A 26,033-nucleotide genomic window follows, 5' to 3' on the forward strand; every position below is an offset into this window, starting at 1 on the left:
TCCTATCCAAATCTGAACGCGCTTTCGACCGCGCCCAACACGTGATCCTCGAGGGTCTTCTCCCCCCGATCCGCAAGCGCAGCCCCGGCCACGACGTGCAACGGGATCAGATGTTCCTCGCGCGGATTGGCATCGCGTGCGCCGGGCGCCTGATCCCACTCGGCCAGCATGGCATGGCGCACTGCGGGGTCTTCATGGGTCACCGCACTCGTGAGCCATCGGTCAAAGTCTCCGCCGTTCACCGGGCCGTCCGGTCCGCCCCTCATCGCCCGCATCATCTTGCCCATGTTATGATAGGTATTGCCGGATCCGATGATCAGCACCCCTTCGTCGCGCAAGGGCGCCAACGCGCGACCGACGGCAAGATGCGCCTCGGGGTCGAGATCGTCGCGCAGGCTCAATTGGACGGTGGGGATGTCGGCCTCAGGAAAAGCCACCTTTAGTGGAACGAATACCCCGTGATCGAAGCCACGCGCAGCATCGGCCCCGGTTTGGAATCCCGCGTCTTCTAAAAGTGCGCGTACGCGGGTCGCCAGCGCGGGCTCGCCCGGCGCGGGCCAGGTTAGCTGATAGGTATGCTGCGGAAATCCCTGATAGTCGAACAGCAGAGGCGGGGCGGGGTTGGTCTGCAAGGTAAAGACCCGCTCTTCCCAATGGCCCGAGATCACGAGGAGCGCCTTGGGCCTTGCCGGCAGGCTCGCAGGCAAGTCCTCAAGGAATTTGCGGTGCCGATCCCAGGCGTCAGGCGGGTTCCAGTCCATGAAGAAACAGGGGCCACCCCCATGGGGAACAAACAATGTCGGCTGCTTTTCAGTCATGTTGTCGTCCTTTTAAACCCAAGTCCGAGGCTATGGGCACCCCCGTGGCAACTCCGCAGCAGATCAGATTGGCGCTGCCGGAACTGCCGGTGCATAGGCCGACTTGACCGCACGCACGCGATTGGCGGTCAGCCACGAGACGATCAGGAGTACCCAGGTCGCCAGAGCCGGCGACCAACCCGGATCGCCTGCGCCCACATGGGCCCCGAAGGCGAGCACCAGATGCCAGAACATTGCCGCATAGGCCCAAACTGCCAGCACCGCCGAAGGGCGCCAGAGGATCACAACGGCACCGACGATCTTCAAAATTGCGAGTGGCCAGATGATGTATGTGGGATAGCCCAACACCTCGCGATACATGCCCGCGACCATGTCGTGGGATGAGATGTAGAAGGCCGCCGCACCCAGATAGACCAATGCCACAAGGCCGGTCGCGATCCAGTAGACATATTTTGCCACGTTGTCACTCACTGCCGCTCTCCCGGTTTTCGGCGGGTTGTTAGGCTGCCGTTTTCCATATAGTATCATTAGGTGCCTTGCTTCATCAGTTAAAGTAGGCACTTAAAAGTAACTTACTTTCGTGGGCTGCGAGGGCTATCCACAATGAAAAGCGTCCAACCAGCTTCCTGCCCGATGGAGGCGCTGCTGCGTGTCATCACGGGACCTTGGACGATTTATATCCTTTGGGTTCTGTCCGAACAGGGTCCACAGCGTTTCGGCGCGACCAAACGGCTGGTGCCTGGAATTTCCACCCGGGTCCTGACTGAGAGGCTGAGAATGCTGGAACATGCCGGCGTGGTCTGGCGCGAGCAGGCCATGACCATCCCGCCCGCTGTCACATACGGGCTGACTGAACGCGGCGCGGAGCTGCGCGGTGTGCTGGACACCCTTGGATCCATTGCACGCCGCTGGGAGGCGGAGGGTGCTTTCGACGGGACGGCACGCTCGGCGGAATGATGACGTCCGTCCTGTTCGCGGAATAATCCCGCGCCAGAAAGCACCGCGAACGGAGCACGGCCCGAAGCTCATGACGAATTGAAAGCCGCGTTGGGTATGCCTGACAGGCGGCACTCACTCCGAACGATCCGCCCAGGTTTGCGGCTTGCCGCCACATAAAAATCAATTTACTAGTACCGACTAGACGGTACAGTCAAGTTTGAAATCCCGCAATGCTGCACAGGACAGGAAGAGCGAGATGCGCGAGAGAAAAATGGCCGAGGTTTTGTTCGGCGCGCGGGAGGTCTTCTTCCGGTGCGGTTATGAAGGCGCCACCGTCGATGCCATTGCCGCCGAAGGGAAAGTGTCGAAGGCAACAATGTATTCGTATTTCCCGACCAAGGAGCAGCTGTTTCTGAGCGTCGTGGAATCCGAATGCGGTCGGCTTGCGGAAGAGATCCTCCGACCCTTGTCCGCAGGTCCCGAGCCGCGCGCCCAGTTGGAAAAACTTGCCCTGCGCATGATCGATCTCGTTCTGGACGAAACCTACATCCGCCTTCTGCGGACGTGTATCGGTGCCACCGAGATGCTTCCCGAGGTCGGGGAGGTGTATTTTCGTGCCGGACCGAAACGGGCACGCGAACTCATCAGTAAAGTTCTGGAACGCCTTTCCCGGGAAGGCGCGCTTGAGATCGACAACCCCCCGCGTGTTGCGGATCACTTCATACATCTTTGCGTTTCTGGACTGTTGATGCCACGCCTGCTGGCCGTGCAAAGAACAGTCGAGCGGGACAAGCATGCGGCCGATGCAGTCACTGCATTCCTGCGACTCTACGGGAGCGGACATAGAGTAGAGCTCTGAACTGACCTTGCTTTCCGACAACGGGGCAATGCTCCAAATCTCTCAATAAAATTGCCGAATGGACGGTGAATAATGACCATACAATCCAGAATGCAGGCAAAGAATGCGTCTCCAAGGATCCTCGGCGCTGCGCGGGCAATTGCGCACAGAGAGGGCGCGGGAAAGATTACGATCGACGCCGTCGCGCGTGAGGCCGATCTCAGTAAAGGCGGGGTCTTATACAATTTTCCGACTAAGAGAGCGCTTCTTGCCGGGCTGCTTGATGAGATGCTCGCAGAACATCGCGAACGCCTGGCATCAGTCCCGGAAGATCGCAGATCCCGCACCTTGCGCGGGCACCTGGAAGCGATCGTGCAAGCCAGAGCCGTCGATGACGACCTCTCGATGGCGATTCTCGCGGCTGCCGCGTCAGATCCGCGGCTGCTCGATCCGCTACGGGCTGAACTGACCGGCGACCTTGAGCGTATCCTGTCCGACACACAAGACACTTCGGGTGCTATGGTTGTCGTCCTAGCGATCCAGGGACTTCGGTTCCAGAAACTTCTGGGCCTTCCCGACGGTGGCGCGGGTCTCAGGGGGCGCGTCATCGAGCAATTGAGGGCCATGATTAATGAACTCGAATAGAGAGACACGAAGTTTGAAGCGGATCGTTTTTGTTATTGCGGTAGCGGCCGTGTCGGCCGTTGCCGTGCCGTTTGTTTCGCCGTTCCTGACCGATGTGCTGGCCCAGACCGCGACGAACACCGTGGAGGCAGAAGTCGACACAAGGCCTGCAGCGAGCGTGGAGCGACCAGTCACGGTCGAAGTGACCCGTGCGCTCAATCGCGTCGTAAGTCAGTCTCGCACCGTTGCAGGCCGCGTTGAACCTGCTCGAACGGTGGACCTTGCGTTTCAGATACCCGGGCAGATCATTCGCCTTGAGGTTGAGCCCGGCGACACGATTCGCGAGGGCGAGGTGATCGCGGAGCTCGACCAAATCGATTTCGAACTCGCCGTCGACCGGGCTCAGGCGTCCTACGACCTGGCGAATTCCGAACTCGCGCGCGCCTCGGACCTCGCCGATCGTGGCGTGGCGTCCGACGCGCGCCTCGACACGGCCCGCGCGCAGTTCTTCCAGGCAGAAGTCGCGCTCCGCGAGGCCGAGCGGCGCCTGTCCCAAACGAAAATCGTCGCGCCATTCGACGCGATTGTGGCGCGCACCTTCGTTGAAGAATATGTCAACGTCACGTCGACCGCGCCTGTCGCGCGTCTACAGGATGTCAGCGAGATGCGGCTCGTGATCTCCCTGCCAGAGGAACTTGCGGCCATTGCGCGGTCGGCACCCGATGCCTTCGAGATCGTTGCAACTTTTCCGGCTGTTCCGGGTTACACCGCGCCTCTGGTGCTTCGCTCGTTTGCGACCGATGCCGACCGGACGGCGCAGACCTACGACGTGGAATTTGCGATCACGGGTGATATCGACCCGCGTCTTTTGCCCGGAATGACCGCGGATGTGCGCATCTCCATCGCCGCTGAGGAAGATCGCCGGCGCTCCGTGATCGTTCCGGTTTCGGCGGTGGACACGACCAGCCGAACCGAACCGTCCATCTGGATCTACGAAGAAACGTCCGGCCAGGTCGAGCGTCGGACGGTCCGTCTGGGCCTTCCGATCGACAACGAGATCGTCGTTCAGGATGGCGTGGAGGCCAATGAATTGGTTGTTTCCGGCGGCTGGTGGCGGCTCAGGGACAATCAGACCGTGACAGTTTCTGGGCTCTGACCCCGGTTTTCGGCAGGACAAGAATAAAAACATGGCACTCAGCATCACACGAGCGAGCATCGAGCGTCCTGTGGCGGTCTGGCTCACCATCATCTTCTGCGTTCTCGGCGGCTATTGGGGGCTGAATACGGTCGGCCGCCTTGAAGACCCGAGCTTCACCCTCAAGACGGCACTCATCTTCGTGCCGTATCCCGGCGCCACGGCAATGGAGGTTGAAGAGGAGGTCGCAGACGTCGTCGAAAACGCGCTGCAGCAGATGAAGCAGCTCGACCGGGTGGAATCGAAATCGATGCCGGGCATGGCGCAGATCACCGTCGAGATCGAGATGACCTATGGCCCGGACGAGATCCCGCAGGTTTGGGACGAGATGCGCCGCCGCATCAGTGATATCGAGGGGGATCTTCCGGCAGGGGCGCAACCGCCCATCATCAATGACGATTTCGGCGACGTCTATGGCATGTTCTATGCGGTGACGACCGAAGGTCTGAGCCCATCGGAGCAAAGGGACTTGGCCACGACGCTGCAGCTCGGGCTGGTCACTGTCGATGGCGTCGCCAAGGCCGAGGTTCAAGGCCTCTCCGAAGAGGTGATCACCCTCTCGATCCCGTCTGCACGCCTCGAGAAACTGGGCCTTCCGCCGACCCAGATCCTGGGAATTCTCGCAGACGAAAACCAGGTGTTCACCAACGGCGAGATCACCGAGGGCCCCGCCCGCATCGGCCTGTCCGTTCCGCCGGGCTATGTCAGCCCCGAAGGCATAGAGGAGTTGCGGCTGGGCACGGCCGGAAATGTCGGCCAGATCGCCGTCAGCGACATCGCCACCGTCACACGGGAGGCGGCCGAACAGCCCAGCCAGATCATCCGGCAGAACGGCAAGGCGGCCTTCACCCTTGGCGTTTCCGCGTTGACGGACCGAAACGTGGTCGCTGTCGGCCAGGAGGTTTCAGCGCGGCTGGAACGGCTCAAGTCGGAGCTTCCCGAAAGTGTCGAGATCATTCCGATCTACGAGCAGCATGTCGTGGTGGACGAAGCCGTTTCAAGCTTTCTCGTCAGTCTCGGACAGTCGGTCGCGATCGTGGTCGGTGCCCTGATGCTGACCATGGGGTGGCGCGCCGGCCTCGTGGTGGGCGCGACCCTCGGACTTACCGTTTTCTCCACGCTGTTCTTCATGTCGGTGTTCGGGATACAGATGGAACGGATCAGCCTTGGCGCCCTGATCATCGCGATGGGTATGCTGGTCGACAACGCCATCGTCATCACCGAAGGCATGGTGATCGGCATGGCGCGTGGCAAAAGCGCGGAAGACGCGGCGGCCGAGACGGAATCCTCGACGTCCATTCCCTTGCTGGGGGCAACCGTTATCGGGATCATGGCGTTTTCCGGTATCGGGCTGTCGCCCGATGCGACGGGCGAGTTCCTGTTTTCGCTTTTCGCCGTGATCGCCATTTCGCTGCTATCAAGCTGGGTTCTGGCAGTCACGGTCACGCCGTATCTTGGCAAGCTGCTGCTCAAGGCCCCCAAGAACACCTCGGACGATCCCTACAAGGGCCCGTTCTACGGGATTTACCGCGGGGTTCTGTGGACGGCGCTGCGCGCCCGCATCCCGGTCGTTCTGACGATCATCGGGATCACCGTCTGGTCGGTCATGGCTTTCGCCCAGGTCAAGCAGGCCTTCTTCCCCGCCTCGAACACGCCTATTTTCTACGTCGAGTTCCAGATGCCGCAGGGAACCGATATCAACACGACCGACGAAGAGATGCAGCGGCTCGAGCGGATTCTCATGGATGAGGATGCCGTAACCGGGGTAACGGCCCTCGTCGGGCGCGGGGCAAGCCGATTCATGCTGACATACAACCCCGAGCAGGCGGATGCCAGCTATGGCCAACTCATCGTCCGGGTTGCGGACGCCGCAACGATCGCGACGATCGCGAGCAGACTTAACCAGGACTTGCCCGCCGAATTCCCCCACGCTCTGATCCGTGTCGAAGAGATCGTGTTCGGACCGCCCTCCGGTGCCGATGTTGCAGTTCGTTTTTCGGGACCCGATCCGGTCATCCTGCGCCAGTTCGCGGATGATGCGATGAGGATTTACGAGGAGGCAGGAACCATCACCAATCCGCGCACCAATTGGCGGCAGCGTGAGATCCTCGTCGAACCCATCGTCGATGAGGCACGAATGCGGCTGGCTGGCGCAACGCGCGGAGCGATCGCGGATACCATCCGCTATGGAACGTCCGGACTGCGCGTTGGCGACCTACGCGAGGACGACGTGTTGATTCCGATCCATCTCCGGCTTCCCGAGAGCGAACGCGACGGAGTTGACCGCCTTCGTGACCTATCGGTGTGGTCCGATGGGGCAGGGTCCTATGTACCCATGGCCAACCTTGTCGAAAGGTTCGATCCCCGTCTTGTCGAGGCACTCATTCACCGGCGCGACCGGGAGCGGACGATCACCGCTCTCGGCGGTGCCCGCAGCGATCTCACCGCGGATGAGGCCTTCCGAAGCGTCCGCACCGAGATCGAATCCATCCCGCTTCCCGACGGTTATGCAATGGAATGGGGTGGCGAATTCGAGAGCGCGGGGGATGCCCAGGCCAGCCTCGGCAAGCAGCTTCCATTAGGCTTCCTGGTCATGTTGACGATTTCGATTTTGATGTTCAACAAAATCCGCCAACCGCTCATCCTGTGGCTCGTGGTGCCAATGTCCCTGACGGGCATGGTCCTGGGGTTGCTGTTCACCGGGCTGCCCTTCACATTTACGGCCCTGCTCGGCTTCCTGTCGCTTTCGGGAATGTTGATGAAGAACGCAATCGTTCTCATCGAAGAGATCGACTTTCTACGTGCACAGGGTGTGCCCGATTACAAGGCGGTGATCGACGGCTCAGTCAGCCGTCTTCGCCCTGTGGTGCTCGCCGCCGGCACGACGATCTTTGGCATGATTCCGCTTCTGCCCGATGCGTTTTTCGCCTCGATGGCGGTGACAATCATGGGAGGTCTCGCTTTTGCCTCGGTCCTGACGCTCGTCGCGGTTCCGGTGCTCTATGCGCTTCTGTTCCGGATACGGCCACCGAAACGGGACGCACAGTCGGACGGCCTAGCGGCGACCGCCTGACGCAACGATCCTCCCCAAAAATAGGATTTCGAGCCAATTTGAGGATAGCGGAATGGCCCAGAAAAAACAAAACCGGAGAGGATCGTCGCGAAGCTCCGGGAGTCCGACGATCCCAGGGCGCCTCGTGCGGTGTCCTATGGGACAAGCAGGTGGTGCGCCAGCGGCTGGCAGACTGCCAGACGAGGATCGCGGCGGGACGGCAGCTGGTCTATCATGCCGCAGGTCTGGACGCGGCGGGCCACGATTGCGTGCAAGAGGTCTCGATGGTCAAGGCCTATTGCGGCGAACTGGTAAACAGCGTGCTCTACGACTGCGTCCAGTTTCACGGCGGCATGGGCTATATGCGCGAAACCCCGGTTGAACGCATGTCGCGCGACGCCCGTGTTCAGGCCATCGGCGGCGGTGCGAGCGAGGTCATGCTGGAAGAAGTCGCCAAGCGCATGTGAGCTTCCCTATCCAGCAAATCAACGATCTACAGAAACAAGGACGAAACAGATGAATTTGGAAGCCACTCAACGCCAACCGGTCGCAAGACTGACCCGAGAGATCTCAATAATACTCATCGGCACAATACTTCTGACACTATCCGCCAAAATCGCGGTGCCGTTCTACCCGGTACCGATGTCAACACAAACCCTGGTGGTCTTGGGTCTCGGCCTTTTCCTGGGGCCGGTGCGCAGTAGTCTAGTTGTCGCTGCGTACCTTCTGGAAGGTCTGTTTGGCCTGCCGGTTTTCGCTGGCACGCCTCCCGCACCGGCGGGTCTGGCCTATTTTGCGGGTCCCACTGGCGGATTCTTGATTGGGTTTGCGCTCGCGGCGGCGGCTGCAGGATGGATGGTTCAAAAGCTGGCAGGGCTTCCGCCTTCAATCAGAGCATCTGTAGCGGTCCTCTCCGGTTCGATACTTATGTATTGCGCAGGGCTATTCTGGTTGGGTGGCTTTGTCGGCTATGGCGAAAAATTGCTGAACGCCGGGCTTTACCCGTTCCTGCTTGGAGACCTGACGAAGGCAGCAATTGCTGTAGTGCTGTATACAGGTTTCCATAATCGGGGTCACGCTTGACTGCTGGGCTTTGTTGCCTTGTTCCAGCGCCGGTTCTGACCGGCGCTGGACGCCAGCCCGAGGCTTCCAAAGCTATGCAAAGCAAAAGGCGGCTTTGCAAGTCCCAGACTTTTCACTGTCAGAAAGTGGTCGTATTCAATGACAAAACGCAGCATGTTTCACACAGAGCCGGAACCGTGTCGCGCGCGTGCAGAACAGGTGGCCGAGGGAATCCTGAGGATCGTTGCGAGCAATCCCGGGAAGATGACCTATCACGGGACGAACAGCTACATCATTGATACACCTGACGGTCGGTTCATTCTCGATCCGGGTCCAGCAGAAGACAGTGCACATTTCGAAGCAATTGTCGAGAATCTGGGAGGCAACCCGGCCGGAATTCTAGTGTCACACCACCATTCCGATCATTTCGGTGCCGTGCCGGGATTGCGCGAACGGACAGGTCTGCCCGTTTATGTTTCGCGTGCCTTTCCAGACGATGCATTTCAACCCGACGGGTTTTTGGAAGACGGGCAAAGGATTGCCGGTCTTACTGTCCTTCACACACCCGGTCACGCGAGCGATCACCTCTGCTTTGCGAGGCTGGATGGAGTGTTATTCACGGGCGACCACGTGATGAGTTGGAACAGTTCGATCGTCAGCCCCCCTGACGGCAACATGCGTGATTACTGCGACCAGCTTCAACGGCTTATTGATCGCGACGATAGGATCTGCCTGCCGGGTCACGGGCCCGTACTCCAGGATCCGCGCCCTTACATCGAACGGTTACTTGCCAACCGGATGCGCCGCGAGACCCAGATCCTCAAGCATCTCCTAAATACTTCCGATACAGTCCAGAATATCGCCGCTTCAGTCTACAAGAAATCTGACCCGCATATTGCAATGGCCGCCGAAAGGAATGTTGTGGCTCATTTACAGAAACTTCTTTCTGAATCGCGAGTGGCTCAGGAAGAAGGGATCTGGAGGGTAAATTAACATAAACTTCATTATGCGACTTTATACTTAACGTTGCGATAATATATTATTGTATGTATGCTGTACTCCTATCACGGAGGCTCCACAGCATGCGCCATTTACTCAAGAAGCTCCTCCCCTCGGTCGCAGTCGCTTTGACCGTGACAGGTTCTTCGCTGCCAATACCCGCCCGCGCGCAGACATACCCGATCGATTGCGCGATCCTCTTGTGCCTGTCTGGCGGCTGGCCTGCTTCCGTCCCTTGCGCCCGAGCCCGCGCCGAATTTATCCGGCGGATTACACCTTGGCCGGTCGAACCACCGCTGCAAATCTGGCGCTGTCCCATGGGCGCCTCCTACGAGAACGATCGGTTACAAAACAACGCTGGCCGCATCTTTGAAGCCTTGTACCGAACCGACACCCGTCGACCGCTTCAATCCTTGCCAGTAGATAATCTCGTTCCCACCGACCTCGCCCTGCAGCTCGTTCAGGACCGCGCGGACATCGATATCAGCGGGCCAGAGTTCAATTTCGTGCGGTCCATCCGCGTCTTCGATGTACGGTATGCACGACAGCACGAGTCCGGGCGCGATGGGGATTGTAACCGAAGCGCGACCGTGGTCCTCGGCACCTTCGGGACCCAAGGCGATTTCTCATGGCAGCGATCTTCCATAACTGCCCTGCCCGAGGCCCATGTGGGACTTGAACGTTGGGGCGAGCATTGCCCTGGCATTTATCACCGATCCGTCTTCGTCGATTGGCGTGACTATGACGGCAACTACGGGTTCGAGCAGGTGAACTACTGACCTGCCGCCACGTAGATTTGTCATGGAAGACGGCTTCTTTGGCTTGCACGACCGCACCGCATACGCTTCGCGGTCCACATGCTGTTTGGCGTTTAGGCAAACACCGCGGGTTCGCTCTGTTCACCCGTCGTCGCTTCTTCCGATCCTCGTCAGCGCATCGAAGTCGATTTCTTGCTTCTGTTCGTCACTTATATCCGGCCGGGTTTCCGATACCGGCTGGGGCCCTTGGACGTCCCACATCACCGCATGTGAGCCTGTACTCCAGCGATAAACCCAACCAACAACACTGCACCCATCGGTCCCGATCAGATTGGCGATCGCGACGCCCTCACCCCTATCATCGTTCACTGTTTACTGACTTCCTGCACTGTGGCGCTGCAAATTGCGGCGTGGGGTTGCAGAGCGTTCGCTACGACCGCGCGCCGGACTTCGTTGATTTTGGCTAACTGGTCCTCGATGAGGGAATGATCATCAGACCGGGAAAATGGGTTCCCGTGTTCTCAACAATTCATTTGGTTCAAATCCTGTGGTCGGGCTCCGTGGCGACTTCGACAATCGACAGGACTTCATCTTTGTCAAAACCAATGACCCTCGCCAGAACTGTAAACTCCACGACGTCGATACGACGCTCGCCACTTTCGAGACGTGCCACAAATGACTGGTGGCGTTTGAGCTTCGCCGCCAACTGCTGCTGGCTGAGACCCGCATTTTGACGTGCATCAACCAACGCACGGACGAGCGCCAACTGGCCATTTGTTCTGATAGTCTTTGCCACGCGTCACATACCTTTTGTGACGTCGCTAGCGGATGAAATCTGTTATCTAAAAAGTAGATATTTGAGGGTGTTATCGGCGTCTGGTTTCCAAGGGCTGCAAGTCTGATGCACGTCCAATCGCCCATCAATCCCCCACCAGCTCCAGAAAACGACCATAGTCCTGGCTGACTTCGCGGGCTTCTTCAAAGGCACGCGCACGCTCCTGCTCAAGGCAGCGGAAGTAGTCCTGAATGTCCGAGATGTAGGCCTCGAAGTCTTGGCGGATGATGTCTGCATAGTCACTGGCCGCTTGCGAATCGCTTGGCACGAAGGGCCGTACCGGTGCGAGACAGGATCCCGCTTGGCTTGCAGCCGGAACGAGCAAAAGCAGTGCTACAGCCTGCATCTTCACCCACCGGCTCAACCACAGGTTTCTGAAACCCCTATTTTCCTTGATAGACGCCAATGCCCGTGCCTAGAGTTTGAGTAACTGAGATACAGCCGTATCTGCCGTATTATATCTTGCGGTTAATAGTATACTATCGTAACTCTGGGCTTCAAGTAGGAATGCCCGGGCGTTGCGTCTTTGCAGAAAGCGTGAGCCGGGCCATGAACTGGGACATCGAAGCACCAAATGTGGTTACGGAAGCGCGTTTCCGCGAACTCGTGGAAAGCGGCTATAGCGCTGAAATCCTGTGTCAGGAATCGGCACACAAGAAGGGCCCGAGCTATTACGGGGTCTGGATCATGCGCGTCGTCTCTGACGAGGGCGTGGAAAAGTTGCTGGTCACGGCCCGTACCCGGACGACCTATAACGACATCAAGATCCGCGAGTTTAAAACCATCACGGGCGTGGTCTCCTTCCTCATCGGGATCGGCTTCTCCCATGCCGATGTCCCGCTCGAAGAAGGCCAGCGGACGACACACAAATTGGCTGCGACCGACAAGGGCGGCAGCAAGTAGCCTTTTCTTTCTCAGCCTTCTGGCCGCGCCAGCCACCGCGCAAATGGTGCTGGTCATGGAGAGCGACGGCTCCCTGATCCCGTCCCGCTCCCAAAGCAGCTTTGCTCGAAACTACAATGACGGGATTGCTCAGGGTTCGGCCTCCGATGGGATCGCGATCTTCGGCGAGGTAGAGGCCGAGCAAGAGGGCGTCCAAGTCGCGGCCCTTGCCCGCCCGACTCCCCTGCCCCGCGCCGATATCCTCTCCGGGATTCAGACCACGGCCTTGCGCTATACCGGCCATCCCGGCCTGCGTCGCGCGGGGCTTTCCGTGACGGATTGGCTGACCCTCTATCGCGCCAATATCGAGGTTGAGAGCGCCTATCGGCAGGATGCGGTCTCCAGCGCGGGGGCCATTGGCCTTGGTCAATTGATGCCAGCGACGGCGCGTGATCTGGGCGTCGACCCGCGTGATCCGCTGCAGAACCTCGACGGCTCCGCCCGCTACCTCGCGATGATGCTGGAGAGTTTCGGCGATCCGCACCTGGCGCTGGCTGCCTACAACGCCGGACCCGTTGCGATCCGCCAGTATGGCGGCGTTCCCCCCTACCGAGAAACCCAGAACCACGTGGCCCGCGTCATGGCTGTCGTGGCCCGATTGGAAGGATCAAATTCGTGAGACAGATTTCAAACCTCTTTGTCGCCTCACTGGCGCTATTCCTGCTCATTGCCGAGCCCGCCCTTGCCCAGAGCATTGATCTCTCCCCGATCCAGAGCCTGTTACAGGGCATCGTCGATGCGCTGACCGGCCCACTTGGCGTTGTCATCGCGACGCTTGCCGTTCTGGGGGTCTTTCTCAGCTGGTTCTTCAACATCATCGATCTGCGTCAGGCGCTCTGGGTCCTCGTGGGCATCGCTGGTGTTGCCGCCGCCCCCACCATCGTTGCCGCGGTCTTTGCCGGTGGCTGAGCGCGCGCCTCTCTTTCTCGGCCTCGTGCGCCCGCCCAAGCTTCTGGGCCTGCCCATCATGTATGCGATGGTCTGGCTCTTCGGTTCGGTGCTCTTGTTCGTCTGGGTCCAGCACATCGGGGTGCTGGGCGTGGCCGCCCTTCTTTATCCGGTGCTGTGGAAGGCCGCAGATTGGGACCCGCGTTTCATCGACGTGATGATGACGGCCCTGCAGGAGACACCGCCCACGCGCAACAGGTCCATCCATGGCGGGGACAGCTATGCCCCGTGATGACGCCCGTGATGCTGCGCTCGATGCCCGCACAATGACGCCGGAGTGGTATGCGCGCGAGACCCGCCTCGCGCATATGCTGCCCTATGTGAGCCTCGTTGACGACCAGACCGTGCGGACCCGGGTGAACGAACTCTTCCGCTGCATCCGGCTCGAGGGGATCAACAGCTACACGACCGACGATGCCTATCTTGACAAGGTGACGGCACTTTTTGCCCGTATCGTCGCGCAGCTCGGGCCGGAATTCAGCTATTACGTCCACAAGGTCTCCAAGGCCATCAAACCTGATCTCGACCCCATCCGTGAGGACAGCTTCGGGGGCGAGGTGGACCGGCGCTGGCGCGCGAAACTCGAGACCAGCGGGCTGCGCGACAAGACGCTGACGCTCACCGTCATTCACCGCCCACCCCCCAAGAGTCTCCTGTTGTTCCTCAGCCGCAGCGCAACGGACCGCCTGAGAGAGGAGACCCGCAAACGCCTGCAGCGCCTCGGTGAGGCCGTGAACGTCTTCCTGTCCGGCCTCGCAGAGCTCAAACCGCGCCTGCTGTCGGCTGCATCGGGGGAATTGGTGGGGTTTCTGGGCGCGCTGAACACGGGCACCGAGCTGCCGCTCTACCCTGCAAACACCTACGGCTTTTTGTCCGTCAACGTCGCCAATACCCGCGTGACGTTTCATGGCGATCATTTCGAGCTCTCTGAAGGCGTCGTGGGGCATCGCTACGGCAAGAGTTTCACCATCGGCGAATATTCCGAAGGCACCTCCTGCACCATGTTCGACATGCTGAACCTGCCGGTCGACATGATCGTGACGCAGTCCTTCACGCCGATCAATTCGAACCTCATGGCGGGCCGCATCAAGCGGCAAAAGCGCCAGATGCAGGCCAGCCAGGACGCGGCCCTCTCGCTCCTGGAAGCCCTCGACATCGCCGCCGATGATCTCGAAGCCAAGCGCCAAAGCTTCGGCGAGCATCATATGGTCGTGACGCTCTTCTGCGAAACGCTCGAAGCGCTGCAGTCGCTCAGCGCGGAGATCGTGAATGCCGCCGCGACCGAAGGCGTGAAGATGATCGGCGAGCGGGTCGCCGCCAAGGCGCATTACCTCAGCCAGCATCCCGGCAACCAGCCCAAGCGCGTGCGCGCCAGCGCCGTCACCAATCGCAACTTCGCGGATTTCGCGGCCTTCCACCGGACACAGCTCGGCAAACCCGCAGCACTTACCCCTTGGGGCCGGGTCATCACATATTTGCCCACGCCGGAGCAGAGCGCCTACCGGTTTTCCTATCACGAGCAAGGCTCGCCCGACAAAGAACCCACCAGCGGCCATACCCTGATCATGGGACGACCCGGGTCGGGCAAATCGGTGCTGTCCGCCTTCCTGATGACCCAAGCCCGTCGCGCAGGGGCGCGGATCTTCGTCTTCGATTACCGTCTTGGTATGGAGATGGCGGTCCGCGCGAATGGCGGGCGCTACGCGTCCCTGAACGCCGGTCAGCCCACGGGCCTCAACCCGCTCTGGACAGAGACCGATGCCCGCGGCACCGCCTGGCTCTCGGACTGGCTTGCCACCCTGCTCTACCGCGCTGACAAGCCCCTGACGCCCGCACAGACCAACCGCATCCAGGAAGTCGTGCGCCAGAATGCCCAGGCCTCCAATCCGGCCCTGCGGAACTGGCGGGATTTCGCATCGCTTTTTGTGTCCACCGATGATGGCGGCGATCTGCACCAGCGCCTGCTCGAGTGGACGGAAGACGGCCGCTATGGCTGGATCTTCGGGCAGAGCCTCGAGGACACCTTCTCCCTCAAGGGCGATGTGGTGGGCTTCGATCTGACCGGCATTCTCGACAGCGAGGCCGAGAAGGAGCGGATGGCGGTCCTCTCATATCTTTTCCGCCGGGTCGAACGCGAGATCGAGGATCGCCGCCCCACCATCATCGTGATCGACGAGGCCTGGAAGGCCCTCGATAACGCGTATTTCGCCGAGCGGCTGTCGAACTGGCTGGTGACTGCGCGCAAGCAGAACACCGTCGCGGTGATGATGACGCAATACGCGAGCCAGCTCGAGCGCACCCGGACCGGCAAGACCATCATCGAGGCGGTGCCGACGCAGATCCTGCTGCCCAATATCCGCGCGCAGCCTGCGGATTACGTCATGCTGAACCTCACGGAAAAGGAGCTCGACGTCCTTCTCAACACGGGCAGCAACAGCCGTTTGGCGCTGATCCGCGACGATCAGGGCTCGATCGTGGTCGATGCCGATCTCAGTGCTCTCGGGCCCAATCTCACCATCCTTGGCGGCATGGAAAAGGGCGAAGCGCTTGTCGGCACCGATTACCGCACCCGCCCAGACTTCTGGAGGCTTTCATGATCCGTATATGGCGTTTCGAGATTTCACCAAAGAATCCTGCATCGTTTTTCGCGTTCGAGCGAAGCGAGAGGCAGCGAAAAAACGATTCAAGACAATCTCGATACGCCAAACTGTTTCTTCTCACCGCGCTCGGCGCTTTGGCCTCCTGCGCCCAGTACCAGGAACCGCAGGCGAACTGCTTCACATTCCTCGCGTCCACGGCACCTGTCGCGCCTGATTGCACCTTTACGCCTCTAGATGCGCCGGAAGGCGACATTGAAGTCTAGCCTGCCTCATATCCTGGCACTTTGCCTGCTGCCCGGTCTCGCCTTGTCTCAAGGCGTGCCGACCAATGACAGTGGGCTGACCGCGCGTGACATCGTCGAGACCGGCGATCGCGAGGCAGACTTAGCTGTTCAGGCCGACAAGCTTGCAGTGCGCGAACTCATCGCCGAGATCGAACGGGAGCAGCTGGAAACCTTGCAGCGCATCCTCGATGCCCAGACCAGCTTCGGCGGTCAGGGATTGCCCGCCATGGTCTCGGGGCTGGAAAGCGGCAGCGGGGATCCGGCCCGGTCAGTCGAGGCGGTCTATGGCAATGCCGCCATCGACCCCAATCCCGGCGGTGCGCAGATGTTCGGGGATGCGTCTGAGACCATCGAGCAGCTCATCATCCGCGTGGCTCAGGAGACCAGCGGCTTTGCGGGTGTTGGCCGCGCAGGGCTCTCGCCCGTCCAGTGGCGCGCGTTGCTGCAAGCCCTCATCTGGCAGGAAAGCCGGTTTACGATTGGGGCACGGTCTCCCGTTGGCGCTTATGGCCTCACCCAGATCATGCCTGGCACCGCCAGCGATCTCGGCATCAACCCGGAATACTATGACAGCCCCTATCTGCAGGTGCATGGCGGCGCGCGCTATCTCGCGACCCAGCTCAACACATTCGATGGCAACATCATCAACGCCCTTGCGGCCTATAACGCCGGACCCGGCCGGGTTTTCGAGTATGGCGGCGTGCCACCCTTCCGCGAGACCCAGCACTACGTCCAGGTGATCCCCGAACGCTATAACCTCTATTTGACCCGTATCGGCGGGATCGAAGCGCTTGGCACGATCGACCCCGCGCTTCTCGCCAATGCCAACCTCTCGCTCACGGGTCATGGGGCGGCCTTTTATGGCAGCAACTCACCCGCCGCGATCCGCCAAGCCGCCCTGCGCATTTCCGACATCGTCGAACGGATTTCCGAAACCGAGGACGTGCAGGAGAGCGTCGCGCTCAACACCTATGCCCGCGCCGAACTCGTGCGTCTCGTGGCTGCCCGCATCCGGCTTCAGGCCGCCCGCACGCGCGTGCTCTCCGCCGAAGAGCTGGCCCAGGCCAGCGCCCGCATGGCCGAAGGCGCGTTCATGGATTTTACGATCAGGGAGATTGAATGATGGGACATCTGCTCTTGAGGACAGCTTTGGCCACGACACTTGGCGTTGGCTTGCAGTTCAGCGCCCTACCCCCTGCCGCAGCACAAGGTGTACCGGTCGTCGACACCCAGAACATCGCGCAAAACATCCAGCAACTCCGGCAGATGATCGAAGACGAGATCCTGCAAAACGAGCAGCTGACGCAGCTCCGCGAACAGCTTGCCACACTCACAGATCAACTCGCGGAGCTGCAAAGAACCTATGAAGCGCTCACCCGACTTGCCGAGCTTCCCGAAATCATCCGGACGGAAATGGAAGACGAGTTGAACGGTCTGCTCGACCAAGAGTTCGGGGACATCCTCGCCACGATTGAGGCGATCAAGACTGGGGATTTCTCCGGCCTGTCCGGTTCTGGCGCAGGCGAGATCGAAACCCAGATGGATCGGGTGCTGGCCGATCTCGGATTTGACGATGACACCCTCTCGGAAATGGCCACGAGCGGAAATCCCGGAGCCAACCGCGTGGCGACGCAGGCAACAACCGGCGCGCTCGTCTCAGCCGCCGCCCAGAACAGCTATGAAGATGCCGGCCAATCGCTCGAGCGGGTCGACCGCCTTGTGGGGCTTATCGACGACATGGACGAACTCAAGGAAAGCATCGATCTCAACACGCGCGTGACCACGGAGCTCGCCATTGCGCTGGTCGCCATGTGGCAGCTCGAAGCCATCCAGACCGTGGGCGATGGCACGGGAGGCGTGATCGATGCCGCCACCATCGCCGAAGAGCAGCGCTTCATGGATTTCACCTTGCCGGACCTGCGGGCCGAGTAATCGCAGGGGCATGAACGGTGGCGACTGAACAAGAAATCATCGAGGAAGAACTGGTCTACGGTGCCCTGCGCCGCGAACGGCTCTGGCAACGCCTTGGCCTGTTGGGCCTTGTCTTCGGTATCATCGGCTGTCTGAGTGCCGCGGCTGTCTCGATCCTCGATGTCGACCCGCCCCCCGTCGTTGTCCCCTATGATCCTGCCACCGGCTTTGCACTCCCCGAAGCCTCGGTGGGCGCCTCCTCGGTAACCGCCAACCAGGCGATCATCGAGGCGGAGGTGTTCCGCTATGTGACCGACCGGGAGGTCTATAACCAGCTGGACAACGATCTGCGCATCCGCAGCGTCCTGCGCCGCTCGGACGGAGCTGCCGAGAGCGGGCTGCGCCAGATCTGGAACAGCGCCAACGAGAATTACCCGCCGACGGTCTATGGCCCCAATGCTCGACTCGACGTGGAAATCCTCAGCATCAACCGGATCGGAACCAACCGCGCGACGGTCCGCCTGCGCAAGCGCCTGACGTCCATTAACGGCACCCAGACCGGCCTCTTCACTGCGACGCTTCTCTTCGAGTTCCGCCCGGAGACCCGCCGCTCCATCGATGAGGTCTGGACCAATCCATTCGGCTTCACCGTCCTCGAATATTCCATCCGCTCCGACAGATTGGAGAACTGACGTTGTTGTTTATAAGATCGCTTATTTTTGTCATTGCCCTGTTGCCCGGCCTCGCCTCTGCCGAAGCCATCCCGCGTGGCGGTCCCAACGACAGCCGGGTGCGCTTGGCCACCTACCAGGAAGGCCAGGTCTACCGCCTCAGCGTCTCGCTCACCCATGTCACCACCATCGAGTTCGGCGAGGGCGAAAGCATCCGCTCGATCATCGCGGGCGACACCGAGGGCTTCGAGATCGACGGCGTGCCCGGTGGTCAGGCATTTGCAATCAAGCCCGTCGCGCGCGGCGTCCATACCAATGTAACCGTCTACACGAACAGGCGGAGCTACTACTTCAACGTCCAGGAGGTCCGCAGCCCGACCTTCTACGTGGTGCAGTTCCGCTATCCGGAGGACGATGCGCGCCCGACCCGGGCCATCGCCGCCCAAGCGCCGAACTACAACTACGGCGCCAGCGCGCGGACCGAGTTCACGCCAACGCGCATCTGGGATGACGGGACGTTCACGTATTTCGCGTTTCGACGGAACGCCCCTGTGCCCGCGATCTTCCGCTACGCGGGCGGCCGTGAACGCACGGTCAACACGCAAACCCCTGAGGACGGCGTGATCCGCGTCAGCGGCGTGAACCGCCAATGGGTCCTGCGACTTGGCGAAGAGGTGGTCTGCATCGAGGCGATCCCGCCCGCGGAGACCGCCTCATGAGCGATACCGGAAATACTGAGTTGGAAATACGCCTCGCCGCCCTCGAGAATGGAACAGGGCGAGGTCCATCCCCTGCCCCACGGCGCTCGCCCATTCTCGCGCTGGCCGTGGTCTTCGTCATCGGCGCGGGTGGTGCCCTGCTTTATCTCCTCTCACAGCCCGAAGAAGAGGAAGCCTTGCCGACGGCCACTCCGGACGTCTTCCAAAACGAAGGGGATGGCTTTGGCGCTATCGAGACCTTGCCCCCGCCCGAGCCCGAGGTTGTGTTCGTCGGACCAGACCCCGTCGAGCCCAACGCGGAGCTTCTGGCGCAGATCACCGCCCTGCAGGCCCAGATCGAGGAGTTGCGCAACGCCCCTGAACCAGTTGTCGAGGAAGACACCGCCGCCGCAGAGGCAATTGACGCGCTGACTGCTCAGATCGCGGCGCTACAAGCCGCCTCGGAAGCAGCACAGCAACGATTTCAGGACGAACTGATGGCGCGGGATCGAAGCCTTGAGCAATTACGCATGGATCTGGAACTGGCCCAACTCGAGGCCAGCCGACCGCAACCCGCGCCAGTGGGCCCCACGGAAGATGAGCTGCGCGCACGCGAGCAAGAGCGACTGCGCCGGGAGGAAGAAACCTGGCGCATGGCCGAGCTGGAGCGCCGCGCCGCGGAGGAACGCGCCTTCCAGGAGCGGCGCATCGCCTCGCCCACCATCGCGTTTGGCGGCACGTCCGGAGCGAATGAAACGGCTCTGACCGAACGCACTTTTGGTGAGGTGACGGATTTCGTGCTGAACGGTGCGTTGCCCTCCACCGTGACGCAGGCCGAGGTGATCGCCAATCCCTCCAACACCATCGTGCAGGGCACCATGATGCAGGCCGTCATGGAGACCGCCCTCGACAGCTCACTTCCCGGCCAGACCCGCGCCGTGGTGTCCGAGGATGTCTACAGCGTCGATGGCGCAAGGCTTTTGATCCCCCGCGGATCCCGTCTCATCGGGCGCTACCGCGCCGGCGTCGATATCGCGCAGCGCCGCGTCACGATTGCCTGGGACCGGATCATCCTGCCCGACAACCAGACCGTCCAGATCAGTTCATTCGGGGGTGATGAACTGGGCCGTTCCGGTGTCACGGGGCTCATAGACACGCGTTTTGCCGAGCGTTTCGGGTCGGCTGCCTTGATCTCGCTGATTACCGCGGCACCAAGTGCCGCCGCCTCCGAGGTCCAGGATGAGACTGCCGCCGACGTTCTCGAAGACGTTGGCGATGATCTGGCAGATGCCACGGACAGCGTCATAGGCGATTACCTCTCCATCGGCCCCGTCATCTATGTCGACCAGGGCGCGCGCGTCACTGTCATGGTCGACCGCGATCTGGAGATATTCTGAGCCCATGTCGCTGAGCTATCTTGAAACCTCGCTCGACCGGATCGACGCCGCCGCCCGCGACGATGTCATCGAGATTTGCATCAATCCAGACGGGACCTGCTGGGGCGAATTCCAGGGCGATCACTTCATGCGCGCGCTGGACCAGAGGCTTACGGGCGTTCAGGTCAGGGATCTCGGCAACCAGATTGCCTCCTCGGCCAACACCACGATGAGCAAGGACCGCCCCATCGTCTCGGTGTCGATCACCTATAAGGGGCGCCCGATCCGCGCACAGGTCATCACCCCGCCCGCCGTGCTCTCGGCCATGTCGATCAGCCTGCGGTTCTTCTCAAGCCTGCCACTCGAGGGCATCGCGCTCGATTTCCTCTACGGAAAAGAGCGCAAGCTCGAAGACCTGCGCGTCGAAAAAAAGCGCGCCTTGCGCGCCGTGGTGGCCGCGGGTTTGATCGATGATGCGCTGGCATTTTGCGTCGAGAACAAACTCAACATGATCGTCTCAGGCGGCACCTCCACCGGCAAGACCGTGGCCGCGCGCAAGATCCTCTCTCACGTACCGGCCGAGGAGCGCATCGTCACCATCGAGGAAGCGGCCGAGCTTCTGCCGACCCAGCCCAATGCCGTGACCCTCATCGCCAATCGCGACGCAGAATTCCAGACCGCCGATGTGCTTCTCACCGCCACGCTGCGCATGCGCCCCGACCGGATCATCCTGGGCGAGGTGCGTGGCAAGGAGGCCATGACCTTTCTGGAAGCCATCAACACCGGCCACGGCGGGTCCATGACCACGCTGCATGCCGAAACCCCGCAACTGGCCGTGCAGCGGCTCGCGATCGCGGCGCTCAAAACCGAAATCCCGATGACCTATGCCGACATGATCCAGTACATCGAGAACTCCATCGACGTGATCATCCAGGCCGGCCGCCATGACGGCAAACGCGGCATCACAGAATTCTACCTCCCCGGCGCAACTGAGATTGGAACTTCCCCATGAAAACCTTTGAATATGACATCCTGTTCTTTCCGGTGAAGAAGCAAAAGGACTACGACGAGGTGCGACGTGCTTTGAATGAGCGCGGCGCGGAAGGGTGGGAGGTTATCACCGCCAAAGCCGGCGACTACGGCTACACCACTTTCTTGAAGCGTGAGACTGGTACAATGAAGGCGGCATCGGAATGACACGGGCTATTGCAGTCGCTGGCCTGCTCTTGATCTTTGGCACAACTGCTGGCGTAGCCGAGCGGAACCTGATCCCGACGCTCGACAACCACCCAAATGTTTGCCCAGACCAGCCACCTGAGCCGAAGTGGATGCAGAACATCAATGTGCGCGAATCCTATAAGCGCCTTTTGATCCAACAGATATATCGGGCTCAAAGCATGGAGCGCGTCGTAGACTCGCAAAACTGCGACTGTCCCACACGGTATCCAACTTGGGAGGACGCCGTACGCTTCTACACAGAGCGCTATGCTTCATCTAAATACTGGGACGTTGTCGAAGCGACGTCCGAATACCGACGACAGGCAAATGAACTGCGCCGCGCCGCCATGCCAATCTGCGTAGCAGCTGGCAACTGGTAGCAATCCATGAGTGTCGTCACCTACTTCGTGGAAACGTCCGAAGGGTATCTAGATACCGCTGCCGAAACTCAGTTTGGTGCGGTCGCAGCAACGGTCGGCACGTTGCTGGTTCTGGGCACAACACTAGTTGTCATTCTGGTCTTCATCAACATGATCTACCAGTATCGCGCCATGGACGGCCGAACTGCCTTTGGGCTGGCCGTGAAGGTCGGACTTATAGGGGTCTTCGCGGCCAACTGGGTCCAGTTCAATGCGCTTGCCTCAGCAATACTGAACGGAATTGACAGCATTGCCGGGGCACTTGTGGCTTCTGTCGGCGGCGGATCACCTGGTCCGTCCGGTACCTTTGCAGAGGAATTTGACGAACTGATTGCAGCGCTCGGGGACTATCTGAATGCTGCGGGATCTGAGCTGAACTGGATGGCGGGTGCCTTGCTTGACACACTTGGGGTTCTGCTGCTCTCGATTCTTGGCGGGTTGGCGGCGTTCATTGTTGTGGCGTCCCGGCTCATGATCGCTCTGCTAATTGGCATTGCGCCAGTGATGATCTTCTTGACCCTGTTCGAGGTGACCAAGGATTATTTCGCGCGCTGGTTATCCGCGCTCATTTCATTCGCGATGTATCCGATCGTCGTCGCCGGAGTGTTCGCGACGATCACGGGGGTCTCTCGGGCGCTTCTTGCCGAGCTTGGCGACCCGGAGGGAGCCTCGAACATAGGGGCCCTTATCCCATTTTTCATGATGGTGCTGATGGCAAAGGGTTTCATCATAGCAACGCCTTTCTTGGTCCGGGCGATTTCTGGAAACATCATGATGCCGGCACTCTCGGCCGGGTTCGGAGGAAGCTATGCCTTCGCCAGAGGGCTTGCAGGTAGCCAACAAGTTTACAATCGCTATGCCATCGGTGGCGCAACCGGGGCTGAATACGCAGCCCTTCGAGCGCGACAATTCTTCGGCGTGCAAGCCTTGCCGAGCCGGCCAAATACTGCTGGAGGGCCAACTGCGGCTCGTCCGGGTGACGCAACCGGAACAGGCGCCCGAATGCTGGCACAGCTTTCAAGACTTAGTAGGTTGGGCAGGCGGTGACAGCCAGGTGCCAAAAACTTGCCAAAACTGCAAAGGTTTCGCCGCGGGTTTTTGTCATTGCTAAACGGTTGATCCCTCGCGACACAAGGCACGTGGCCAAACACGACCGATATCGGTGAAAAACGCGCCCTACCAGATGTTGTGTTTCGGGCTTCCGATTTCGGAGGGCGTTGTTATGATGGGTCGGGTTCAGGAGCAGGGGCAGCTGTTTTTCCGGTTCAGGCTCGACGATCATGATCCCGAGGACCATTTTCTGCGCCAAGTGGACCGGTTTCTCGACTTCACACTGCTGCGTGCCGAGCTCGCACCGCTCTACAGCCGCATTGGGCGTCCTTCGATCGACCCGGAACTGATGATCCGGATGCTGCTGATAGGCTACCTCTATGGTATTCGCTCGGAGACCCGGCTCTGCGAGGAGGTCCATCTGAATCTGGCGTACCGATGGTTCTGTCGCCTTGGGCTTGAGGGCCAGGTGCCCGAGCGATCCACGTTCTCGAAAAACCGCCACGGTCGGTTTGCAGACGGGGATATCTTGCGGCGGGTCTTTGAAATGGTCGTCGGAATTTGCACGGGAAACGGCTTTGTTGGCGGCACCGGCGCACTGGTCGATGGCAGCACGGTCCATGCGGACGCCAACCGCGACAGGCGTGATACACCGGATGCCATTCAGGCCGTCTGGGATGAGAGGGAAACGATCGCCCGTCCTGTTCAGGCCTATCTCGACGATCTGGAGGCCGCAGCGGCGCATCCGCCGGATGGTCCGAAGCACAAACCGCCGAAGTACATCTCCGAGACCGATCCCCAAGCCGCCTGGTCGCTGAAGGACGGGCCAGGGCGGTTCAGCTATGAGGTCAATTATCTGGCCGACGATCTGCACGCCATCATTGTGGACGTGGAGGCGACACCGGCCCGGCTCAGTCAGGAAATCGTTGCCGCGAAAGAGATGTTGGACCGCCACACAGCCGGGTTTGAGCCAAACTCGATCGCCGCTGATAAAAGCTATGGCACCGGACCGTTTCTGTCCTGGCTCTTTGAGCGGAAAATCACACCCTACATCCCGGTCCTCGACCGCAAAGCCCAGACCTTTGGCAAGCTGACCCGAGACGCCTTTTCCTATGACGCTGAGCGAGACATGTACGTCTGCCCGCAAGGCCATGAGTTGCCGCTTCGCGCGGTAAATGCCGAGACCCGAGTAAAACGATACAAGGCGAAAGCTTCGCTGTGTCGCGACTGCCCGCTGCGCGCGCAATGCACGGATGCGCCGTCCCGGACGGTGGTCCGGCTGATGGACGAAGAAGCCCGTCAAAAAGCCCGCGATCTGGCCGACACCGACGCCTTCCAAACCGCGCGCGCGCGCCGCAAGAAGATCGAGATGCTGTTCGCGCATCTCAAGCGATGGCTGAAACTGACCCGCCTCAGACTCCGGGGTCTATCAGGAGCCAACGAAGAATTCCTCCTCGCCGCCACCGCCCAAAACCTCAAACGCCTCGTCAAACTCGTGCCGATATGAAGACGTGAAAGTTCAAAACACCACCGAACAAGCCCGCCACCAAGGCGGGGTCAGAAAGGTGCGCTTATCGTTGACACAACATCTAGAGGGCGGTGTTTTTCACTGATATCGACCGTTTCTGCCACAGGCGGAATCGACAATTTTAGCACCGTGCCACGGCCTTGCGCATCGCCCGATTGCCAACTGGCTCAGGCTCTTCGCCGGGGTGTTGCCCTTCACCTTTCCAGTCGTCTGACCAAAGCCAATCTTCGAAATAATAGAGCCAAAGGTAAGTCCACGGAATGATGGTTTGGTCGATCCGCTTCCGCGCGTCCCATTCCCTGGCACCTGGAAGATAAAGACAAAGGCGCAGCGGATCTCTGTAGACGTGAGGCAAAGGACGCCCTGCCGCCAGCAACTCCAGATCCGGGTCGTCTATCTGAACACCGGGCGTTTGACCCGGCTGAAACGTGATGGTGGCAAGGTAGGAGCGCGCCAAGGCGGTCGGTTGTATAGGCTCTTGCCATGTCAATCTGTTTGCGCGGACCTGCCCCACACCACTGATAGCCGGGCTTGCCTTCAGGAACAGCAGCTGCTGCGACAGGGTCAGGTCGTATTGCCCGCCTCGTCCTATAATCAATCACCGAAGAACGTATTTGTGGGCACGGTCGTTGATGCTGCGACCTTCGATGTCGTCAGCCCGACCACAGGTGCGACAGAAAGCAGACCCGATTTGCGACCATCCGACACCGCATTGACGCGGTTGCCGAGAACCCGTCCGCTGACACCGGAACCGAACGAACGCTCCATGTTCAATGACACACGGTCCTGACCAACAGCATCGCGAAGGACTTCAAAGTCGGACAGAGCTTGTGCGTGCCACGCATAGAACGCTGGTGCCCGGCGTTCATCCTTGTTCCAATTGTCGGCGAAGTTTTCCCCGTTGGTTGTCTCGTTCAGGATGGCATAGCCCCGCCGTCCGTCCAGAATGGGGCGGTCGATGAAGTGCGGCATCATCCGGATCGTTTCGACCAACAGATCCATTTCGTCATGGAAGACGTGGTTGCGCACGCAATAGGCATAGGACTGCATCGCAAGGGTGGTAATTATAACGGAAATCGGGGCCACGTCTTGCGTGTTGTTCTGATAAAAAACGTCGCGGTGCCGTTTGAGCAATTGCACGATGCGGCGCAGGATGCCTTTCACTGCTTCTCGGACGGGGAACGGCTCCACCGTCGCCTCGTCCCGCTGCATGGCGATAAACTTGCCCACAAAGGTAGGCCGGAGTGCGGCGCGCTCATCGAACAGGG

General features: G+C 60.3%; 29 protein-coding genes and 1 pseudogene. 24 read left to right on the forward strand and 6 right to left on the reverse strand.

Annotated features, from left to right (window positions below; genetic code table 11):
- Positions 1 to 2 precede the first annotated feature (2 nt).
- Positions 3 to 818 (reverse strand): DODA-type extradiol aromatic ring-opening family dioxygenase, encoded by an 816-nt coding sequence (locus BMY38_RS17290; protein WP_037931959.1) that lies wholly within the window; start codon positions 816 to 818, stop codon positions 3 to 5.
- A gap of 63 nt (positions 819 to 881) precedes the next feature.
- On the reverse strand, positions 882 to 1,289 hold the full coding sequence (locus BMY38_RS17295) for a DoxX family protein (protein WP_175495938.1): 408 nt from the start codon (positions 1,287 to 1,289) through the stop codon (positions 882 to 884).
- Positions 1,290 to 1,421: 132 nt separating this feature from the next.
- Here BMY38_RS17295 and BMY38_RS17300 point away from each other — a divergent pair, with 132 nt between their 5' ends.
- The 9 genes from BMY38_RS17300 to BMY38_RS17345 all read left to right on the forward strand — a co-directional run bounded on the left by BMY38_RS17300 (position 1,422) and on the right by BMY38_RS17345 (position 10,306).
- The gene (locus BMY38_RS17300; RefSeq protein WP_224556225.1) at positions 1,422 to 1,775 is read left to right on the forward strand and encodes a winged helix-turn-helix transcriptional regulator; all 354 of its coding nucleotides are present in this window, start codon (positions 1,422 to 1,424) and stop codon (positions 1,773 to 1,775) included.
- Positions 1,776 to 2,028: 253 nt separating this feature from the next.
- Positions 2,029 to 2,616: a TetR/AcrR family transcriptional regulator gene (locus BMY38_RS17305; protein ID WP_245737673.1), complete on the forward strand. Its 588-nt coding sequence runs from the start codon at positions 2,029 to 2,031 to the stop codon at positions 2,614 to 2,616.
- Positions 2,617 to 2,688: 72 nt separating this feature from the next.
- On the forward strand, positions 2,689 to 3,240 hold the full coding sequence (locus BMY38_RS17310) for a TetR/AcrR family transcriptional regulator (protein ID WP_245737674.1): 552 nt from the start codon (positions 2,689 to 2,691) through the stop codon (positions 3,238 to 3,240).
- A 13-nt stretch (positions 3,241 to 3,253) separates the two neighbouring features.
- On the forward strand, positions 3,254 to 4,375 hold the full coding sequence (locus BMY38_RS17315) for an efflux RND transporter periplasmic adaptor subunit (RefSeq protein WP_245737675.1): 1,122 nt from the start codon (positions 3,254 to 3,256) through the stop codon (positions 4,373 to 4,375).
- Positions 4,376 to 4,406: 31 nt separating this feature from the next.
- Positions 4,407 to 7,487 carry an efflux RND transporter permease subunit gene (locus tag BMY38_RS17320; RefSeq protein WP_092765215.1) on the forward strand — a complete coding sequence of 1,027 codons (3,081 nt, stop codon included), beginning with the start codon at positions 4,407 to 4,409 and terminating at the stop codon, positions 7,485 to 7,487.
- Between the two features lie 38 nt (positions 7,488 to 7,525).
- Positions 7,526 to 7,933 carry an acyl-CoA dehydrogenase family protein gene (locus BMY38_RS17325; RefSeq protein WP_281243240.1) on the forward strand — a complete coding sequence of 136 codons (408 nt, stop codon included), beginning with the start codon at positions 7,526 to 7,528 and terminating at the stop codon, positions 7,931 to 7,933.
- A gap of 49 nt (positions 7,934 to 7,982) precedes the next feature.
- The gene (locus BMY38_RS17330) at positions 7,983 to 8,549 is read left to right on the forward strand and encodes a biotin transporter BioY (RefSeq protein ID WP_074838768.1); all 567 of its coding nucleotides are present in this window, start codon (positions 7,983 to 7,985) and stop codon (positions 8,547 to 8,549) included.
- A 138-nt stretch (positions 8,550 to 8,687) separates the two neighbouring features.
- Entirely contained in the window at positions 8,688 to 9,521 is an 834-nt protein-coding gene (locus BMY38_RS17335; protein ID WP_240672155.1) for an MBL fold metallo-hydrolase, read from the forward strand.
- Between the two features lie 89 nt (positions 9,522 to 9,610).
- Positions 9,611 to 10,306: a hypothetical protein gene (locus BMY38_RS17345; protein WP_245737676.1), complete on the forward strand. Its 696-nt coding sequence runs from the start codon at positions 9,611 to 9,613 to the stop codon at positions 10,304 to 10,306.
- Between the two features lie 517 nt (positions 10,307 to 10,823).
- On the opposite strand, the gene BMY38_RS17355 is transcribed toward BMY38_RS17345, so the two are convergent.
- Positions 10,824 to 11,081: a helix-turn-helix domain-containing protein gene (locus tag BMY38_RS17355; protein WP_092765229.1), complete on the reverse strand. Its 258-nt coding sequence runs from the start codon at positions 11,079 to 11,081 to the stop codon at positions 10,824 to 10,826.
- A gap of 124 nt (positions 11,082 to 11,205) precedes the next feature.
- Complete coding sequence (locus BMY38_RS17360) at positions 11,206 to 11,466, reverse strand: hypothetical protein (RefSeq protein ID WP_092765258.1); 261 nt, start codon at positions 11,464 to 11,466, stop codon at positions 11,206 to 11,208.
- Positions 11,467 to 11,669: 203 nt separating this feature from the next.
- On the opposite strand from BMY38_RS17360, the gene BMY38_RS17365 reads away from it, so the two are divergent.
- The 15 genes from BMY38_RS17365 to BMY38_RS17440 all read left to right on the forward strand — a co-directional run bounded on the left by BMY38_RS17365 (position 11,670) and on the right by BMY38_RS17440 (position 24,744).
- The gene (locus BMY38_RS17365) at positions 11,670 to 12,023 is read left to right on the forward strand and encodes a hypothetical protein (protein WP_012187165.1); all 354 of its coding nucleotides are present in this window, start codon (positions 11,670 to 11,672) and stop codon (positions 12,021 to 12,023) included.
- Between the two features lie 43 nt (positions 12,024 to 12,066).
- Positions 12,067 to 12,681 (forward strand): lytic transglycosylase domain-containing protein, encoded by a 615-nt coding sequence (locus tag BMY38_RS17370; protein ID WP_092765231.1) that lies wholly within the window; start codon positions 12,067 to 12,069, stop codon positions 12,679 to 12,681.
- On the forward strand, positions 12,678 to 12,971 hold the full coding sequence (locus tag BMY38_RS17375) for a TrbC/VirB2 family protein (protein WP_012187323.1): 294 nt from the start codon (positions 12,678 to 12,680) through the stop codon (positions 12,969 to 12,971). The genes BMY38_RS17370 and BMY38_RS17375 overlap by 4 nt, the downstream gene beginning before the upstream one ends.
- A complete protein-coding gene (locus BMY38_RS17380; protein ID WP_043772477.1) occupies positions 12,964 to 13,242 on the forward strand; it encodes a VirB3 family type IV secretion system protein in 279 nt (92 codons plus the stop codon). Before BMY38_RS17375 ends, BMY38_RS17380 begins: the two co-directional genes overlap by 8 nt.
- On the forward strand, positions 13,232 to 15,607 hold the full coding sequence (locus BMY38_RS17385; RefSeq protein WP_092765233.1) for a VirB4 family type IV secretion/conjugal transfer ATPase: 2,376 nt from the start codon (positions 13,232 to 13,234) through the stop codon (positions 15,605 to 15,607). The genes BMY38_RS17380 and BMY38_RS17385 overlap by 11 nt, the downstream gene beginning before the upstream one ends.
- Positions 15,604 to 15,873 carry a hypothetical protein gene (locus tag BMY38_RS17390; protein ID WP_092765235.1) on the forward strand — a complete coding sequence of 90 codons (270 nt, stop codon included), beginning with the start codon at positions 15,604 to 15,606 and terminating at the stop codon, positions 15,871 to 15,873. The genes BMY38_RS17385 and BMY38_RS17390 overlap by 4 nt, the downstream gene beginning before the upstream one ends.
- 55 nt (positions 15,874 to 15,928) lie before the next feature.
- Positions 15,929 to 17,017: a lytic transglycosylase domain-containing protein gene (locus BMY38_RS17395; protein WP_092765260.1), complete on the forward strand. Its 1,089-nt coding sequence runs from the start codon at positions 15,929 to 15,931 to the stop codon at positions 17,015 to 17,017.
- Positions 17,017 to 17,826, forward strand: a complete 810-nt coding sequence (locus tag BMY38_RS17400; RefSeq protein WP_092765262.1) for a type IV secretion system protein — start codon at positions 17,017 to 17,019, stop codon at positions 17,824 to 17,826. Before BMY38_RS17395 ends, BMY38_RS17400 begins: the two co-directional genes overlap by 1 nt.
- Positions 17,827 to 17,843: 17 nt before the next feature.
- Positions 17,844 to 18,497 (forward strand): VirB8 family type IV secretion system protein, encoded by a 654-nt coding sequence (locus BMY38_RS17405; protein ID WP_092765237.1) that lies wholly within the window; start codon positions 17,844 to 17,846, stop codon positions 18,495 to 18,497.
- 2 nt (positions 18,498 to 18,499) lie between these two features.
- Complete coding sequence (locus BMY38_RS17410) at positions 18,500 to 19,195, forward strand: TrbG/VirB9 family P-type conjugative transfer protein (protein WP_092765239.1); 696 nt, start codon at positions 18,500 to 18,502, stop codon at positions 19,193 to 19,195.
- Positions 19,192 to 20,571 carry a TraB/TrbI/VirB10 family type IV secretion system protein gene (locus BMY38_RS17415; protein WP_092765240.1) on the forward strand — a complete coding sequence of 460 codons (1,380 nt, stop codon included), beginning with the start codon at positions 19,192 to 19,194 and terminating at the stop codon, positions 20,569 to 20,571. Before BMY38_RS17410 ends, BMY38_RS17415 begins: the two co-directional genes overlap by 4 nt.
- Before the next feature lie 4 nt (positions 20,572 to 20,575).
- Positions 20,576 to 21,562, forward strand: a complete 987-nt coding sequence (locus BMY38_RS17420; RefSeq protein WP_055296391.1) for an ATPase, T2SS/T4P/T4SS family — start codon at positions 20,576 to 20,578, stop codon at positions 21,560 to 21,562.
- Positions 21,559 to 21,747 carry a hypothetical protein gene (locus BMY38_RS17425; protein WP_092765242.1) on the forward strand — a complete coding sequence of 63 codons (189 nt, stop codon included), beginning with the start codon at positions 21,559 to 21,561 and terminating at the stop codon, positions 21,745 to 21,747. The genes BMY38_RS17420 and BMY38_RS17425 overlap by 4 nt, the downstream gene beginning before the upstream one ends.
- A gap of 407 nt (positions 21,748 to 22,154) precedes the next feature.
- Positions 22,155 to 23,234, forward strand: a complete 1,080-nt coding sequence (locus BMY38_RS17435) for a TrbL/VirB6 family protein (RefSeq protein ID WP_092765244.1) — start codon at positions 22,155 to 22,157, stop codon at positions 23,232 to 23,234.
- Between the two features lie 175 nt (positions 23,235 to 23,409).
- Positions 23,410 to 24,744: a transposase gene (locus BMY38_RS17440; protein WP_092765264.1), complete on the forward strand. Its 1,335-nt coding sequence runs from the start codon at positions 23,410 to 23,412 to the stop codon at positions 24,742 to 24,744.
- Between the two features lie 142 nt (positions 24,745 to 24,886).
- Here BMY38_RS17440 and BMY38_RS18780 read toward each other — a convergent pair whose 3' ends face one another.
- Together BMY38_RS18780 and BMY38_RS17450 are read right to left on the reverse strand one after the other, a co-directional pair.
- Positions 24,887 to 25,279, reverse strand: coding sequence for a type II CBASS E2 protein (locus BMY38_RS18780; protein ID WP_483867451.1), 393 nt, complete (start codon positions 25,277 to 25,279; stop codon positions 24,887 to 24,889).
- An 80-nt stretch (positions 25,280 to 25,359) separates the two neighbouring features.
- Positions 25,360 to 26,033, reverse strand: a pseudogene (locus BMY38_RS17450) (nucleotidyltransferase domain-containing protein); the annotation flags it as partial.

It is taken from the genome of Jannaschia helgolandensis, assembly GCF_900109285.1.
Lineage (GTDB): Bacteria > Pseudomonadota > Alphaproteobacteria > Rhodobacterales > Rhodobacteraceae > Jannaschia > Jannaschia helgolandensis.

Bases quoted from the DNA above. Each gene is read 5' to 3' on its own strand.
- BMY38_RS17290 (WP_037931959.1), bottom strand. From the start codon at position 818: ATGACTGAAAAGCAGCCGACATTGTTTGTTCCCCATGGGGGTGGCCCC.
- BMY38_RS17300 (WP_224556225.1), top strand. From the start codon at position 1,422: ATGAAAAGCGTCCAACCAGCTTCCTGCCCGATGGAGGCGCTGCTGCGT.
- BMY38_RS17390 (WP_092765235.1), top strand. From the start codon at position 15,604: ATGATCCGTATATGGCGTTTCGAGATTTCACCAAAGAATCCTGCATCG.
- BMY38_RS17320 (WP_092765215.1), top strand. From the start codon at position 4,407: ATGGCACTCAGCATCACACGAGCGAGCATCGAGCGTCCTGTGGCGGTC.
- BMY38_RS17330 (WP_074838768.1), top strand. From the start codon at position 7,983: ATGAATTTGGAAGCCACTCAACGCCAACCGGTCGCAAGACTGACCCGA.
- BMY38_RS17370 (WP_092765231.1), top strand. From the start codon at position 12,067: ATGGTGCTGGTCATGGAGAGCGACGGCTCCCTGATCCCGTCCCGCTCC.
- BMY38_RS17310 (WP_245737674.1), top strand. From the start codon at position 2,689: ATGACCATACAATCCAGAATGCAGGCAAAGAATGCGTCTCCAAGGATC.
- BMY38_RS17425 (WP_092765242.1), top strand. From the start codon at position 21,559: ATGAAAACCTTTGAATATGACATCCTGTTCTTTCCGGTGAAGAAGCAA.
- BMY38_RS17360 (WP_092765258.1), bottom strand. From the start codon at position 11,466: ATGCAGGCTGTAGCACTGCTTTTGCTCGTTCCGGCTGCAAGCCAAGCG.
- BMY38_RS17400 (WP_092765262.1), top strand. From the start codon at position 17,017: ATGGGACATCTGCTCTTGAGGACAGCTTTGGCCACGACACTTGGCGTT.
- BMY38_RS17365 (WP_012187165.1), top strand. From the start codon at position 11,670: ATGAACTGGGACATCGAAGCACCAAATGTGGTTACGGAAGCGCGTTTC.
- BMY38_RS17440 (WP_092765264.1), top strand. From the start codon at position 23,410: ATGATGGGTCGGGTTCAGGAGCAGGGGCAGCTGTTTTTCCGGTTCAGG.
- BMY38_RS17435 (WP_092765244.1), top strand. From the start codon at position 22,155: ATGAGTGTCGTCACCTACTTCGTGGAAACGTCCGAAGGGTATCTAGAT.
- BMY38_RS17305 (WP_245737673.1), top strand. From the start codon at position 2,029: ATGGCCGAGGTTTTGTTCGGCGCGCGGGAGGTCTTCTTCCGGTGCGGT.
- BMY38_RS17415 (WP_092765240.1), top strand. From the start codon at position 19,192: ATGAGCGATACCGGAAATACTGAGTTGGAAATACGCCTCGCCGCCCTC.
- BMY38_RS17345 (WP_245737676.1), top strand. From the start codon at position 9,611: ATGCGCCATTTACTCAAGAAGCTCCTCCCCTCGGTCGCAGTCGCTTTG.
- BMY38_RS17335 (WP_240672155.1), top strand. From the start codon at position 8,688: ATGACAAAACGCAGCATGTTTCACACAGAGCCGGAACCGTGTCGCGCG.
- BMY38_RS17385 (WP_092765233.1), top strand. From the start codon at position 13,232: ATGCCCCGTGATGACGCCCGTGATGCTGCGCTCGATGCCCGCACAATG.
- BMY38_RS17420 (WP_055296391.1), top strand. From the start codon at position 20,576: ATGTCGCTGAGCTATCTTGAAACCTCGCTCGACCGGATCGACGCCGCC.